This window comes from Streptomyces sp. NPDC096136, from assembly GCF_044763325.1.
Lineage (GTDB): Bacteria > Actinomycetota > Actinomycetes > Streptomycetales > Streptomycetaceae > Streptomyces.
On record NZ_JBIWFZ010000003.1, the window covers coordinates 346,117 to 360,274 of the forward strand.

The window sequence follows — 14,158 nt, forward strand, 5'->3', positions numbered from 1 at the left end:
CACCCCACGTCAACCGCCCCAACCTACCGCCCGGGCGCGCCGTGACCTAGGGCCCGTCGAGACGCTCCAGCGCGACTGTGGCGCCGGGGCGCAGTCCCCAGCCCGCCATCGCCCCGGCCCGGGCCTCCAGGACGTGCCGGGCGCGGGGTCGGGGAAGGCCCAGGCGGTTCGGGGGCATGGTGGTGACGGCGACGACGCGCAGGCGGCGGTCGAGGTAGGCGACGTCGATGGGGAAGCGCATGCGGAACGTGTGCACGCTCGCCGCGGGGGTGAGGAGCAGCGCCCCCTCGATCCCGTCCCGCCCGAGGAGGCCGCGGGTGCGGGCGCGGTAGGAGGCGGCGACCTCCAGGGGGACGGCGGTGCCGTGCCCGATGCGGAGGATCCCGGTGCCGTCCTGGTAGGCCATGGGCCCACCCTAGGCTCCGCCGGGCCGTGTCCACAGGGGGTCCACGGGCCCGTGCCGGCGGGCGGCGCGCGGGCTACCGTCGGCGGATGGGCGCAGTCGTGATCATCCTCGCCGCCGTGTACGGCGCGGCCGTCGGGTCCGGGCTGCCGCGCGCCGCCTACCGCCTCTCGGTGGAGCCGGGCGAGCCCTGGCGGGGGCTCTGTCCCGCCGGTCACCCGGTCGCCGGCTGGTTCGGAGCCGCCCGCTGCGGGGGCCGGGAGGGCCCCGGCGGGCGGCCGGCGGCGTACGGCGGCTCCCGGTGGCCCCCCGCCGCCGTCTGCGCGGCCGTGTGCGGGGTCCTCGGGGCCGCGGGCGGGGTGCGGCCCGAGACGGCGGTGTTCGTCGGGGCGGCGCCCGTGTGCGTGCTGCTCGGGATGGTCGACCTCGCCGTGCACCGGCTGCCCGACGTGCTCACCCTGCCGCTGGCCGGAGCCACCGCCGCCCTGCTCGGCGTGGCCGCCCTGCTGCCCTGCGCCGCGGGCAGCTGGCGGGGGGCCCTGCTCGGCGGGGCCGCGCTCGGGGCGGCGTACCTCGTGCTGTTCCTGATCAACCCCGCCGGCATGGGCCTCGGCGACGTCAAGCTCGCGCTTCCCCTCGGGGTCGCTCTTGGGTGGTACGGGTGGGGGGTATGGGCCGCCGGGGCGTTCCTCGGGCTGCTCTACGGGGCCGTGTATGGTCTCGGCGCGCTGCTGACCAGCCGCGCGACCCGCAAGACCGGCTTCGCCTTCGGGCCCTTCATGGCCGCCGGAACCCTCAGCGGAGTGCTCCTGGGCGGATTCGGAGCGTAATCATTCTGCGCCAATGCACGCAGGACGCTTTACGAAGGGTTATGGTGGAACCCCCCCCTCGGGCCGGTCCGTATCCCCCCCACGGACCGGCCCGTTTTTCTTTTCCCCTCCCTCACGGACAAAAGCGCAGGTCAGCCGCGCTGGGCCCAGATGTTGGTGCCGGGGGTGGAGACGGCGAAGGAGTCGATGTCCTTCAGCTCCTGCTCCGACAGGGGCGCCCCGGTCAGCGCGGCCACGTTCTCCTCCAGCTGCCGGACGCTCGACGCGCCGATCAGGGCCGAGGTCATGCGCTCGTCCCGCAGCACCCAGTTCAGCGCGAGCTGGGCCAGCGACTGGCCGCGACCGGCCGCGATGTCGTTGAGTCCGCCGAGGCGGCGCACCACGTCCTGCGAGAGCAGCGCCGGGTTCAGCGACTTGCCGGCGGCGGCCCGGGAGTCCTCCGGGATGCCCTGGAGGTACTTGCCGGTCAGCAGGCCCTGCGCGAGCGGCGCGAAGGCGATGCAGCCCATGCCGGCCTCCTCCAGGGTGTCCAGCAGCCCGTCCTCCTCCGTCCAGCGGTTGATCATGGAGTACGAGGGCTGGTGGATCAGCGGGCGGACGCCCATGTCGCGCAGGATCCGGACGGCCTCGGCGGTCTGCTCCGCCGTGTACGAGGAGACGCCGACGTACAGCGCCTTGCCCTGCTGGACCGCGGACGCCAGGGCGCCCATGGTCTCCTCCAGCGGGGTCTCCGGGTCGAAGCGGTGCGAGTAGAAGATGTCGACGTAGTCGACGCCCATCCGCTTCAGCGAGGCGTCCAGCGACCCGAGGAGGTACTTGCGGCTGCCCCACTCGCCGTACGGGCCGGGGTGCATCAGGTAGCCGGCCTTGGTGGAGAGGACCAGCTCCTCGCGGTACGGCGCGAAGTCCTGGGCGAAGATCTTGCCGAAGTTCAGCTCGGCGGAGCCGGGCGGCGGGCCGTAGTTGTTGGCCAGGTCGAAGTGGGTCACGCCGAGGTCGAAGGCGCGGCGCAGGATCGACCGCTGGGACTCCAGGGACTTGTCGTCACCGAAGTTGTGCCAGAGGCCGAGGGAGATGGCGGGGAGCTTGAGGCCGCTGCGGCCCGTGCGCCGGTAGGGCATGGAGTCGTAGCGGGAGTGGTCTGCCCGATAGGGATTGGTATCAGTCACGTTGTCCTTGCTATCACGGACTTGTGACCTACCGAGTTGGGTACCCGATCCCGCCGCGCAGTAATGTGGCGGGGACTCGGGGGAGACCGCAATTCGTACGGGGGCATTGCACGGAGGGGCTGGAAGATCGTGAAGCTGCGCGACCTGGTGTACAAGCTCTACGCACGCCGGGTGGAAGGTCGCCTCGACCATGACGCGTCGCCCAAGCACATCGGCGTCATCCTGGACGGGAACAGGCGCTGGGCCAAGGCGTCCGGAGGTACGACGGAGCAGGGCCACCAGGCCGGCGCCGACAAGATCTCCGAGCTGCTGGGCTGGTGCACCGAGACGGACGTCGAGGTCGTCACGCTGTGGATGCTCTCCACGGACAACCTGGACCGGCCCGAGGCCGAGCTCCGCCCGCTGCTCAACATCATCGAGAACACCGTCCGGGGCCTGGCCGCGGACGGCCGCTGGCGCGTCCACCACGTCGGCAACCTGGACATCCTGCCGTCCCGGACGCAGACCGTGCTGAAGGAGGCCGAGCAGGCCACGCACGACATCGGCGGGATACTGGTCAACGTCGCCGTGGGCTACGGCGGCCGCCAGGAGATCGCCGACGCGGTCCGCTCGCTGCTGCTGGAGCACGCCGAGAAGGGCACCTCCTTCGAGGAGCTCGCCGAGGTCCTGGACATCGACCACATCGCCGAGCACCTCTACACGCGCGGCCAGCCCGACCCGGACCTGGTGATCCGCACCAGCGGCGAGCAGCGGCTGTCCGGGTTCATGCTCTGGCAGAGCGCGCACTCGGAGTACTACTTCTGCGAGGTGTTCTGGCCGGCCTTCCGCAAGGTCGACTTCCTGCGCGCCCTGCGCGACTACGCGGCCCGGCACCGCCGCTACGGCACCTGACCCCGGCGGCCGAAACCCCCTCGGAACCCCTCCGGTCCCACCTCTCCCCCTCGTCAGGCCTTCACCTGGGGTTCACCGAGCGTCCGTCATATGCCATGGCATGGGCGCCCCCGTTCAAGGGCATAAGCCTTGCAGGTCGACGCCCGATCCACGGGTGTCGAGTCTCAGCGGACGGCACAGGGCCGTCCGCCCGGGAGGCCCTTTGCACCAGGACGAGCGTGCGGTTCGCACGGACGGAATGGAGGGCCGGAAAGCGGCCCTGGCACAGGCGCCGTTGACCGGTCCGGTCTTCATGGCCCGACCTCTTCCGAGGGGGTACGTCCTTCCGTGGTGACCAGCACAAAGCGCCGCCTGTCCGACAGGCGGACCTACGTCCTCGACACCAGCGTCCTGCTGGCAGACCCCAACGCGATCTCCCGCTTCGACGAGCACGAGGTCGTGCTCCCGATCGTGGTGATCACCGAGCTGGAGGCGAAGAGGCACCATCCCGAGCTCGGCTACTTCGCCCGCCAGGCCCTGCGCCTGCTCGACGACTTCCGGGTTCGCCACGGCCGCCTCGACGCCCCCATCCCGCTGGGCGATCTGGGCGGAACCCTGCGCGTCGAGCTCAACCACTCCGACCCCGGCGTCCTGCCGGCGGGATTCAGGCAGGGGGACAACGACTCCCGCATCCTGGCGGTCGCCCGCAACCTCCAGGCCGAGGGCTACGACGTCACGGTCGTCTCCAAGGACCTCCCGCTGCGCATCAAGGCCTCGTCCGTGGGTCTGCTCGCCGAGGAGTACCGGGCGGAGCTCGCCATCACCGACGCCGGCTGGACCGGCATGAGCGAGCTGGCCCTCTCCGGGGAGCAGGTGGACCTCCTCTACTCCGAGGAGCGCCTCCACGTGCCGGAGGCGGCCGAACTGCCGGTGCACACCGGGCTGATCCTCCAGTCCGAGCGCGGCAAGGCCCTGGGCCGGGTCACCGCCGACGGCAACGTCAGGCTCGTACGGGGCGACCGGGACGCCTTCGGGCTGCACGGCCGCAGCGCCGAACAGCGCATCGCCCTGGACCTCCTGCTCGACCCGGAGATCGGCATCATCTCGATGGGCGGCCGGGCCGGCACCGGCAAGTCGGCGCTGGCGCTGTGCGCGGGCCTGGAGGCGGTCCTGGAACGCCGCCAGCACCAGAAGGTGATGGTCTTCCGGCCGCTGTACGCGGTGGGCGGCCAGGACCTCGGCTACCTGCCCGGGGACGCCTCCGAGAAGATGAGCCCCTGGGCGCAGGCGGTGTTCGACACCCTCTCCTCGGTGGCCGGGCGCGAGGTCATCGAGGAGGTGCTGAACCGCGGGATGCTGGAGGTCCTGCCGCTCACGCACATCCGCGGCCGCTCCCTCCACGACGCCTTCGTCATCGTGGACGAGGCGCAGTCGCTGGAGCGCAACGTCCTGTTGACCGTCCTGTCCCGCATCGGGGCCAATTCGCGGGTCGTCCTGACCCATGACGTGGCCCAGCGGGACAATCTCCGGGTCGGCCGGTACGACGGAGTGGTCGCCGTCGTTGAGAAGCTGAAGGGGCATCCGCTCTTCGCCCACGTCACGCTCACCCGCTCCGAGCGCTCCCCGATCGCCGCGCTCGTCACGGAGATGCTCGAATCGCTCTGATCGCCCAGGGAGTGCGAGGAGGGCCCGTAAGGGTCAAATCCCCCAGAACGGGACGGTGAGTTGGCGCCGTCCGGCAAAGGCGCAGGAGCCTAGCCGGACGGCGCCCTTCCGCACAGGTCTTTGTCGAAATCAGTTGGGTCATGCCTGGTGTGACGTTTCCCACGCAACGTGGAATTGCCTTGCGGCGTCGAGGTCCGGCAGAGTCTGTTTTCCGTCAGGCCCCGCATACGGCACATCTGTATCTCCAGTTGGGGATACGCGCAGCACCACAACTCCACAGCCGTTGACCGTATGCCGCCCGGTTTCACGCGGCAGCCCCCGCAAGGGAGTTGTCCACGGGCCCGTGTCTCCAGTGACCAGAACACCACGGAGTCCAGTGTCGAAGGGGCACTCTTGCGCCCGCGCGGTCACTGCGGACGCTGCTGGAAGGACACCGTGTGAGCCGGATCTCGGTCCGGGGGTTCGCAGTGGCTTCGGCCACCGCGGTCACCACCGTCGGCGCAGTCGTCGGCGTCGCCACTGGCGATGCCGCCACCTCGAACGACCTCGAGACGACCGCGTCCGGAGCGACGCTCCTCCAGGACATTCCGGTCGGCGAGCAGGCGCAGGTCCAGAGCGGGTCCCTGACCCAGCAGGCCGACGCCATCGCCCACGCCGCCGACGCCGACGCCAAGCGCTCGGCGGAGGAGGCCGCCCGCATCCAGGCCGCCGAGGACGCCAAGTCCAAGAAGGCCGACGCCGAGAAGGCGGAGCAGGAAAAGAAGGACGCGGACGCCAAGAAGCTCAAGGACGAGCGCGACGCCGCGGAGGGCATCGCCAGCCGCTCGGCCACGCGTGACGCCGGCGACTTCCCGGTCCAGGGCTCCTACACGATCGCCCAGGTCAAGGACATCGCCCGGCAGCTGGTCCCCTCGGGCCAGTTCCAGTGCTTCTCCAACATCATCAACGAGGAATCGACCTGGAACTACCAGGCCGTGAACTCCTCTTCGGGCGCCTACGGCCTGGTCCAGGCGCTCCCCGGTTCGAAGATGGCCTCGGCCGGCTCGGACTGGCGCACCAACCCGGCCACGCAGATCAAGTGGGGCCTGGGCTACATGAACGAGCGCTACGGCAGCCCCTGCAGCGCCTGGAGCTTCCACCAGGCCAACGGCTGGTACTAGAGGCCGGGCGGACGACGCCCGCGCACAACCTCGGGGAACCCCACACCGTCCTACGGTGTGGGGTTCCGCGCGTGTACGGTCGTGCGAGGTCAGACCGCAGGGCGGGGGGAAGGGAACGACATGGTGAAGAGGACGGGCTGGCTCGGCCGGCTCGGCAGAGGGCTGAGCCGGATGGAGGCGCGCCTGGACGAGCGGCGGGCGGAGGTCGAGGCGGAGGCCTCGGTCGACGTGGAGCCGCCGGCGGACCCGGCCTCCGAGGCGCAGGCCCCCGCCGCGGCCGCCTTCGAGGAGCTCCCGCCGCCCGTGCGGCCCGACCCCGCGGCCGTCATCCCGTGGGGGGTGCGCGTCGCCGCCGAGGCCAGCTGGCGGCTGCTCCTGCTCGCCGGGATGGTCTGGGTGCTGATGAAGGTGATCAGCGAGGTCCGGCTGGTCGTCCTCGCCTTCGCCGCCGCCCTGCTCGTCACCGCCCTGCTCCAGCCGTTCGTGGTCCGGCTGCGCCGGATCGGGCTGCCGCGCGGGCTGGCCACGGCCGTCACCGCGATCCTCGGCTTCGTCGTGATCGGGCTCGTCGGCTGGTTCGTGGTCTGGCAGGTCATGGAGAACCTCGACGACCTCTCCAACCGGCTGCGCGAGGGCATCAACGAGCTCAAGAGCTGGGCACTGGACAGTCCGTTCCACGTGACCGAGAAGCAGATCAACGACATCGCGAAGAACCTCAGCGAGACCATCGGCACCAACACCGAGGAGATCACCTCCGCCGGCCTCCAGGGCGTGACGGTGCTCGTCGAGGTGCTCACGGGCATGCTCCTCGCGATGTTCTCGACGCTGTTCCTGCTCTACGACGGCCAGAAGATCTGGAACTGGGTGCTCGGCCTGGTCCCGTCCCCCGCCCGTCCCGGCGTCGCCGGAGCCGGTCCGCGCGCCTGGCGCACGCTGACCGCGTACGTGCGCGGCACGGTCCTCGTCGCGCTGATCGACGCCGTCTTCATCGGCCTCGGCCTGTACTTCCTCAAGGTGCCGATGGCGGTTCCGCTCGCCGTGTTCATCTTCCTGTTCGCCTTCATCCCGCTCGTGGGCGCGGTGGTCTCCGGCGCCCTCGCGGTGGTCGTGGCCCTGGTGACCCAGGGACCCTTCACCGCGCTGATGGTGCTGCTCGTGGTCCTGGCCGTGCAGCAGATCGAGGGGCACGTGCTCCAGCCCTTCATCCTGGGCCGGGCGGTACGGGTCCACCCGCTCGCCGTCGTGCTGTCGGTCGCGGCCGGCGGGATGATCGCCGGCATCGGGGGCGCGGTGGTCGCCGTGCCGCTGGTCGCCGTCACCAACACCGTGGTCGTCTACCTGCGCGCGTACTCCCGCGAACGCCGCCTCGCCCCCGGCTCGGCCGGTCCCGGACCGCACGGTTCCACCGCGGCGCTGTCGTCCCCGTGGGAGAGCGGGGAGTGATCGGCGAGCCCGAGCTCGAAGGGGAGTGGGCCCCGGGCGCGCCCGCCGGCACCCCCGACACCGCCGAGCCGGGTGGGCCCGGTGGGTCCTTACGGGCGGCGCCCTGGCGCTGGGCGCTGGGCGGGGCGGTCGCGGCCTGCGCGGTGTTCGCCGGCGTCCTGGTCGCGCAGGAACGTTACGCCGCGGCCGGGCCCCCGATCCGCCACCGGCACAGCGAGCAGCTGTGCACGGAGACCCCGCTGAAGGCGGTCGGCGCCGCCCTGGGCAACCTGGGCGTGGGCATGCCCAGCCATGGGGAGGGGCCCGCGCTGGACTGGTCGTACTGCTTCGCCGCCGGGTCCCGCGACGAGCAGGAGTTCAGCCATCAGGCCGCGGTACTGGTCGAGCTGCACAAGAAGGCCGATCCGGCGCCGGAGTTCGGCACGGACCCGTTGCCGGACCCGTTCGGGAGCCCGCTGTCCACCCGGGTCGAAGAGGTGTCCGGGCTGGGCGAGCGGGCGCTGTTCTCGGGCGCGCTGCATGCGCCCCGGCTCCAGGTGCTCGACGGCGGCGCGGTCTTCACCGTCACCGTCCGCTGGTGGGACCGGAAGGACGGCGGCAGCGACGTCGACGGGGACGCCGTCAAGGCGGCGATGGTCGAGGACGCGCGGGCCCTGATGGCCCGGCTCCGCACGTAGCCCCCGCACGCACCGCGCCCCCGCGGCCGGGAGGGCCGCGGGGGCGCGGAGGGGCGTACGGGTCCACCCGTACGGGCGACTACTCGGCGGCCAGGGCCGCTTCGGCGTCGAGGGTGACGGCGACGGCCTGGATCACCGAGGCGATCTTGAAGGCCTCCTGGACCGTCTCGCGGTCCACGCCCGCCTTGCGCAGGACCTGCTCGTGCGAGTCCAGGCACTGGCCGCAGCCGTTGATGGCGGAGACCGCGAGCGACCAGAGCTCGAAGTCCACCTTCTCCACGCCCGGGTTGCCGATGACGTTCATCCGCAGGCCCGCGCGCAGCGTGCCGTACTCCGGGTCGGAGAGCAGGTGCCGGGTCCGGTAGAAGACGTTGTTCATCGCCATGACCGCGGCCGCGGACTTGGCGGCGTTGTACGCCTCCGGGGACAGCGCGGCCTTCGCCTCGGGCTCCAGCTCACGCAGGACGCGCGGGGAGCGGGCGGCGATCGCGCAGGACAGGACGGTGCCCCACAGCTGCTGCTGGGTGAGGGTGTCCTGGTTGCCGATGACCGAGCCGAGGTTCAGCTTCAGGTCCTTGGCGAAGTCCGGTATGGCGGACTTGAGGGTGTCGAGGGACATCCGTCACTCACCGGCCAGCAGGGCGCCGGCGTTCAGGGTGTCCTCGCCCTTGTTCCAGTTGCAGGGGCACAGCTCGTCGGTCTGCAGGGCGTCGAGGACCCGCAGGACCTCCTTGGGGTTACGGCCCACGGAACCGGCGGTCACCATCGAGAACTGGATCTCGTTGTTCGGGTCCACGATGAACACGGCGCGCTGCGCGAAGCCGTCCTCGCCCTGGATGCCGCAGGCCTGCATCAGCTCGTGCTTGGAGTCGGCCAGCATCGGGAAAGGCAGGTCGCGCAGGTCGGCGTGGTCCTTGCGCCAGGCGTGGTGGACGTACTCGGAGTCGCCGGAGACGCCGAGGATCTGGGCGTCGCGGTCGAGGAACTCGTCGTTCAGCTTGCCGAACGCGGCGATCTCGGTGGGGCACACGAAGGTGAAGTCAGCGGGCCAGAAGAAGACGACGCGCCACTTGCCCTCGTAGGTCTTCTGGTCGATCTGCGCGAACTCCTTGCCGGCTTCGAGCGAGACGCAGGCGGTCAGGTCGTAGCTGGGGAACTTGTCACCGACAGTGAGCACGAACTCTCCTTGCGGAATGGAAAGTGACCCTTTTGGGGGCTTTCCGAGGGGGTTGGACTGATCTCACATGCTGGCACAGCTGCATTGATTAGGGAAATAGCTAGTCTTGTGGTGGGTGATCGGAGGTACCTATCAGTGGCTGTGAGTAGTAGAGGACAGAAGCAGCCGACGCTGGCGCAGCTGCGCGCCTTCGCGGCGGTCGCGGAACACCTGCACTTCCGGGACGCCGCCGCGGCGATCGGGATGAGCCAGCCCGCGCTCTCCGGGGCCGTCTCCGCGCTGGAGGAGGCCCTCGGGGTGCAGCTGCTGGAGCGCACCACCCGCAAGGTGCTGCTCTCCCCGGCGGGCGAGCGGATCGCGGTCCGGGCGCGGGGCGTGCTCGACGCGCTGGGCGGACTGCTGGAGGAGGCCGAGGCGGTCCGGGCCCCCTTCACCGGCGTGCTGCGCCTCGGGGTCATCCCGACCGTGGCCCCGTACCTGCTGCCGACCGTGCTCGGGCTCTTCCACCGCCGCTTCCCGCGCATGGACCTCCAGGTCCACGAGGAGCAGACGGCCTCCCTGCTGGAGGGGCTGGCCGCCGGACGCCTGGACCTGCTGCTGCTCGCGGTGCCGCTGGGCGTCCCCGGTGTGAGCGAACTGCCGCTCTTCGACGAGGACTTCGTACTGCTGGCCCCCCGCGAGCACCCGCTGGCCGGCCGCAGGGACATCCCGCGCGAGGAACTGCGGGGGCTCCAGCTGCTGTTGCTGGACGAGGGCCACTGCCTGCGCGATCAGGCCCTGGACATCTGCCGGGAGGCCGGGCGCACCGCCGGTGCGGACGTCACCACCACCGCCGCCGGGCTCTCGACACTGGTCCAGCTGGTCGCCGGCGGCCTCGGGGTGACCCTGCTGCCGCGCACCGCGCTGCGGCTGGAGACGGCCCGCAACGAGGCCTTGGCCACCGGCTACTTCGCCGAGCCGGCCCCCTCGCGGCGGATCGCCCTGGCCATGCGGACCGGGACCGCCCGCCAGGAGGAGTTCCGGGCCATCGCGGGCGCCCTGCGCGAGGCGGTGCGCCCGCTCCCGGTGTGGCCCACCGACTGAGCGGCGGGCCCCGGGGGGAGCGGGCGCGGCTGCCTCCGTACGGGCGCGGGGGTCATTCCGTGCGCAGGCCGTCCGGGCGCATCAGGCGCAGCAGGGGCGGCAGGCCCAGCAGGGTGACGAGGGCGACCACGCCCGCGCCGGCCCCCGCCAGGGACAGGACGGAGACCCAGTCGACCTGCACCGGCCGGCCCGTGACCCACAGCAGGGCCGATCCGAGGGCGAGTCCCGTGCCGGTCGCCAGCGCCAGCCCGAGGACGACCGGCAGGGCCGTCTGCCACAGCACGGACAGCCCCAGCGTGCCGCGCGGGGTGCCGAAGGCCGCCAGCGCGGCCAGCAGGCGCCGCCGTTCGCGCAGCTGCTCCAGCTGAGCCACCAGCAGGCTCGTGCCGATGAGCACCAGCAGGCCCGCGGCGCCGAAGGAGAGCCCGGTCCGGATCGCCCCGTACGAGGTGTCCTCGGCACTCGCGCTGAGGGTGGTGGCCGTCGCGAGGGGTTCCGCCCTGAACACCACCGTGCGGATCCGGTCGAGGGCGTCGGGCCGGGACCCGTCGGTCTGGAGGTAGACCTGGGCGGTCGGCCAGCTGCCCATGTTCCGGGGGGCGGCCGAGGGGGTGACGAGCACTCCCTCCCGGAGGTTGCCCGCCGGGTCCGGGACGGGCCGCACCGTGCGGGCGCCCGCGGGGACGGTCCACTCGACGGGCTTCTGCGCGGGCAGCTCCCGGGCGCCGTACGAGGTGATGTTGCCCGCGTAGAGGCGCTCACCGGGTACGGGGGCCAGCGGTTCACCGGTGGGGGACAGGCCGCCGCCCGACAGGACGAAGGCGTCGCCGTCGGCGCAGGCCCCGATGTCGGCGACCTCCCGCAGCGCGTCGCAGGTGCCGATGGTCCCGCGGACGGTCTCGCCGTCGGCCGGTGTGCCGCGCGCCGCCTGGAAGTCGGTCAGCGGGACGGCGCGGACGACGCCCGGCGCCGAGGCGAGCTCCCCGGCGAGGGCTTCGAGGCGGGATTCGGTGCCCATGTGCATCACGACGGACACGGCCGCGCGGGCGGGGTCCTGGCCGGTGGGCCGCTCGTAGTCCTCCTCGACGCCCGTGAAGACCATCTGGAGGGCGATGGCCCCGGCCACCGCCACCGCGATCCCGTTGGCCATGCGCGCGGCGCCGCCGCTGTCGACCTGGAGCCGGCGGACGGCCAGCTGCCAGGAGACCGGTCCGCCGGAGAGCCGCCCGACGACCCGTTCCAGCAGCCACGGCAGCAGGACGGTGACGGCGACCAGCAGCAGCAGTACGCCGCCGCCGGCCTGCCACCGGTCGAAGCCGCGGTGCGCCTCGCTCCTCCTGGCCAGCGGGACGAGCAGGGCCAGCCCGGCGGCGGGCAGCAGCAGGCGCCACCAGACGCGGCGCCGGCGCGGCACCGCCGTCCGCGCGACGCCCAGCGGCTCGATGACGACCCGCCGCAGGGCGGGGACGGTGACGGCCACGGCGGCCACCGGGACCGCCAGCACCACGAGCAGGAGGAGCCACGCGGAGGGGTCCAGGTCCTGCGGGAAGACGCTGCGCTGCCGGAAGGAGAGGGCTCCGACGAGGCTGCGGCCGGCCAGGAAGAAGCCCGCGCCGAGCACCAGCCCGACCAGCGCCCCGGACAGGGCCTCGCCGGCCGCGATCCGGCGTACCGTGCGGCCGTCGGCGCCCACCAGGCGCAGTGCGGCGAGCCGCTGGTCACGCCGCTCCCCGCCGAAGCGGACGGCGGTGGCGATGAAGACGGCGACGGGCGCCAGCAGCGCCACGAAGGCCAGGACGACCAGCAGCATCAGCACCGGGTCGAGGTCCCGGGGCTCCGGGTCCCCCGCGAAGGCGGTGATCCGCTGGATCCGGTGTTCGCCCGGCCCACCCCTCTGGAGGGTGTCGCTGCCCAGGTAGAAGAGGAGTTCGGCCGGACCGGTCAGGCCCCGGTCGGCGACGGTCGCGGTGATCCGGGCGCCGAGGCGCTCGCGCAGCTCCGCCCCCTCGGGGGAGGCCAGCAGCCGTTTCAGGGCGGGGGAGACCGCCATCTCGCCGGCCTTCGGGAGGGACTGCAGCCCCGGCGGGACGGGCGCGTCCGGGCCCTCCGCACGCAGCACCCTGCCGCCGATGTCCTGGTGGCGGTACGTCTGGTCGACGCGGGCGACGAGCAGGGTGTCCCGGCCGGGGGCGTCGGCCGTGGCGGCGCCCAGGAGGGAGCGGGCGTCCTCGCGTTCCTGGCGGGCGGTCAGCGCCCCCGGCACCGCGGTGCCGATCAGCAGCAGCGCGACGCCGAGGCCCACGCCCACGCCGGTGAGCAGGGTGCGGGTCCAGCCCCGGCGTCCGCCGCCGAAGGCGAAGCGGGCCCCGAGCGCGAGGTCCCGGGCCCAGGTCCGGAGGGCGCTCACAGGGCGTGCTCCATGTCCCGCGACCGTCCGTCGCGCACGACGATCTCCCGGTCGGAGTAGGCGGCCACCCGGGTCTCGTGGGTGACCAGGACGACGGCTGCGCTCGCGGCCCGGGCGGCCTCGGTGAGCAGCTGCATGACCAGTTCGCCGTTGAGGGAGTCCAGGGCGCCGGTGGGCTCGTCCGCGAACACCACCCGGGGCCGGGTGACCAGGGCGCGGGCCACGGCCACGCGCTGGCCCTGGCCGCCGCTGACCTCGCCGGGTCGCTGGGCGCCGATGTCCTCGACCTGGAGCCGCTCCATCCAGCCCAGGGCGGTCGCCTCGGCCTCCCTGCGCCGGACGCCGGCCAGGCGCAGGGGCAGGGCGACGTTCTCCACGCAGGTCAGTTCCGGGACGAGCTGCCCGAACTGGAAGACGAAGCCGAACTGGCTGCGGCGCAGGGCGCTGCGCTCGGCGTCGCCCATGGCGGTGAGGTCGCGGCCGTCGTAGGTGACGGTGCCGGAATCGGGCGCGACGATCCCTGCGAGGCAGTGCAGGAGCGTGGACTTGCCGGAGCCGGAGGGGCCCATGACGGCGACCACCTCGCCCGGGTGGATGGAGAAGTCGGCGCCGTCGAGGGCCTTGGCGGTGCCGTACGCCTTGCGCAGGCCGGCGCCTATCAGGAGGGATCCCGCCGGGGTCATCGGCGCACCTCCCGGGCGAGCTGGTCCAGGCGGGCGGAGGTGAGTTCGAGCCAGCGCAGGTCGGCCTCCAGGTGGAACAGGGCGTGGTCGCAGACCAGCTGGTCGGCGAGGTCGCCCTTGCGCTTGCGCTGCGTCAGGATGCGCATCAGGCGCAGGTGTTCGGCGCGCTGGGTGTCCAGCAGGCCGCTCGCGCTGCGGCCGGTGAGCAGGGCGAGGACCACCTTCGTGTAGAGGGTGGACTGGAGGTAGGGCTCGGGCTTCTCGGGTTCGGCGAGCCAGTGCTCGACGTCGGTGATCCCGGCGTCGGTGATGGCGTACCGCTTGCGGTCGGGACCGCCGCCGCTCTCGATCCCGTCGACCTCCACGAGGCCGTTCTTCAGGAGGCGGGACATGGTCGAGTAGACCTGCCCGTAGGCGAGGGGCCGGTCGTGGCCGAAGGTTTCGTCGAAGGCGCGCTTGAGGTCGTAGCCGTGGCGCGGGCCGGCCTCCAGGAGGCCGAGCAGGGTGTGGCCGATGGACATGACCGCGACTATACACGGGGTGTATACGCATGGTGTATAGATCCGCTGTCGATTTGTTTTCGCAGGTGGG

At 72.4% G+C, this 14,158-nt stretch carries 14 protein-coding genes; 7 read left to right on the forward strand and 7 right to left on the reverse strand.

Annotated features, from left to right (window positions below):
• Window positions 1-46: 46 nt before the first annotated feature.
• Window positions 47-406: a DUF192 domain-containing protein gene (locus ACIRBY_RS07925; protein ID WP_403897626.1), complete on the reverse strand. Its 360-nt coding sequence runs from the start codon at window positions 404-406 to the stop codon at window positions 47-49.
• Between the two features lie 86 nt (window positions 407-492).
• On the opposite strand from ACIRBY_RS07925, the gene ACIRBY_RS07930 reads away from it, so the two are divergent.
• The gene (locus ACIRBY_RS07930) at window positions 493-1,233 is read left to right on the forward strand and encodes a prepilin peptidase (protein WP_403897629.1); all 741 of its coding nucleotides are present in this window, start codon (window positions 493-495) and stop codon (window positions 1,231-1,233) included.
• A gap of 131 nt (window positions 1,234-1,364) precedes the next feature.
• Here ACIRBY_RS07930 and mgrA read toward each other — a convergent pair whose 3' ends face one another.
• The gene (gene mgrA, locus ACIRBY_RS07935; RefSeq protein WP_403897632.1) at window positions 1,365-2,402 is read right to left on the reverse strand and encodes an L-glyceraldehyde 3-phosphate reductase; all 1,038 of its coding nucleotides are present in this window, start codon (window positions 2,400-2,402) and stop codon (window positions 1,365-1,367) included.
• A 129-nt stretch (window positions 2,403-2,531) separates the two neighbouring features.
• On the opposite strand from mgrA, the gene ACIRBY_RS07940 reads away from it, so the two are divergent.
• The 5 genes from ACIRBY_RS07940 (at window position 2,532) to ACIRBY_RS07960 (ending at window position 8,217) form a co-directional block, all read left to right on the forward strand.
• Complete coding sequence (locus tag ACIRBY_RS07940) at window positions 2,532-3,293, forward strand: isoprenyl transferase (protein ID WP_390685130.1); 762 nt, start codon at window positions 2,532-2,534, stop codon at window positions 3,291-3,293.
• Between the two features lie 327 nt (window positions 3,294-3,620).
• The gene (locus tag ACIRBY_RS07945) at window positions 3,621-4,937 is read left to right on the forward strand and encodes a PhoH family protein (protein WP_403897634.1); all 1,317 of its coding nucleotides are present in this window, start codon (window positions 3,621-3,623) and stop codon (window positions 4,935-4,937) included.
• Window positions 4,938-5,374: 437 nt separating this feature from the next.
• Window positions 5,375-6,097 (forward strand): transglycosylase SLT domain-containing protein, encoded by a 723-nt coding sequence (locus ACIRBY_RS07950; protein ID WP_366454559.1) that lies wholly within the window; start codon window positions 5,375-5,377, stop codon window positions 6,095-6,097.
• 120 nt (window positions 6,098-6,217) lie between these two features.
• Complete coding sequence (locus tag ACIRBY_RS07955; protein WP_403897638.1) at window positions 6,218-7,540, forward strand: AI-2E family transporter; 1,323 nt, start codon at window positions 6,218-6,220, stop codon at window positions 7,538-7,540.
• Entirely contained in the window at window positions 7,537-8,217 is a 681-nt protein-coding gene (locus ACIRBY_RS07960) for a hypothetical protein (RefSeq protein WP_403897641.1), read from the forward strand. Before ACIRBY_RS07955 ends, ACIRBY_RS07960 begins: the two co-directional genes overlap by 4 nt.
• Before the next feature lie 79 nt (window positions 8,218-8,296).
• On the opposite strand, the gene ACIRBY_RS07965 is transcribed toward ACIRBY_RS07960, so the two are convergent.
• A complete protein-coding gene (locus ACIRBY_RS07965) occupies window positions 8,297-8,836 on the reverse strand; it encodes an alkyl hydroperoxide reductase (protein WP_125601103.1) in 540 nt (179 codons plus the stop codon).
• Between the two features lie 3 nt (window positions 8,837-8,839).
• Window positions 8,840-9,394 (reverse strand): peroxiredoxin, encoded by a 555-nt coding sequence (locus ACIRBY_RS07970; protein WP_079429557.1) that lies wholly within the window; start codon window positions 9,392-9,394, stop codon window positions 8,840-8,842.
• A 135-nt stretch (window positions 9,395-9,529) separates the two neighbouring features.
• On the opposite strand from ACIRBY_RS07970, the gene ACIRBY_RS07975 reads away from it, so the two are divergent.
• A complete protein-coding gene (locus ACIRBY_RS07975) occupies window positions 9,530-10,477 on the forward strand; it encodes a hydrogen peroxide-inducible genes activator (RefSeq protein WP_403897644.1) in 948 nt (315 codons plus the stop codon).
• Window positions 10,478-10,529: 52 nt separating this feature from the next.
• Here the strand turns inward: ACIRBY_RS07975 and ACIRBY_RS07980 are convergent, their stop codons facing one another.
• From ACIRBY_RS07980 to ACIRBY_RS07990, 3 genes are read right to left on the reverse strand one after another with little or no spacing between them, the layout of a single operon-like run.
• Window positions 10,530-12,884, reverse strand: coding sequence for an ABC transporter permease (locus ACIRBY_RS07980; protein ID WP_403897647.1), 2,355 nt, complete (start codon window positions 12,882-12,884; stop codon window positions 10,530-10,532).
• Window positions 12,881-13,567 carry an ABC transporter ATP-binding protein gene (locus ACIRBY_RS07985; protein ID WP_403897650.1) on the reverse strand — a complete coding sequence of 229 codons (687 nt, stop codon included), beginning with the start codon at window positions 13,565-13,567 and terminating at the stop codon, window positions 12,881-12,883. The genes ACIRBY_RS07980 and ACIRBY_RS07985 overlap by 4 nt, the downstream gene beginning before the upstream one ends.
• Window positions 13,564-14,088: a PadR family transcriptional regulator gene (locus tag ACIRBY_RS07990; protein ID WP_042810297.1), complete on the reverse strand. Its 525-nt coding sequence runs from the start codon at window positions 14,086-14,088 to the stop codon at window positions 13,564-13,566. Before ACIRBY_RS07990 ends, ACIRBY_RS07985 begins: the two co-directional genes overlap by 4 nt.
• Between the last annotated feature and the right edge of the window lie 70 nt (window positions 14,089-14,158).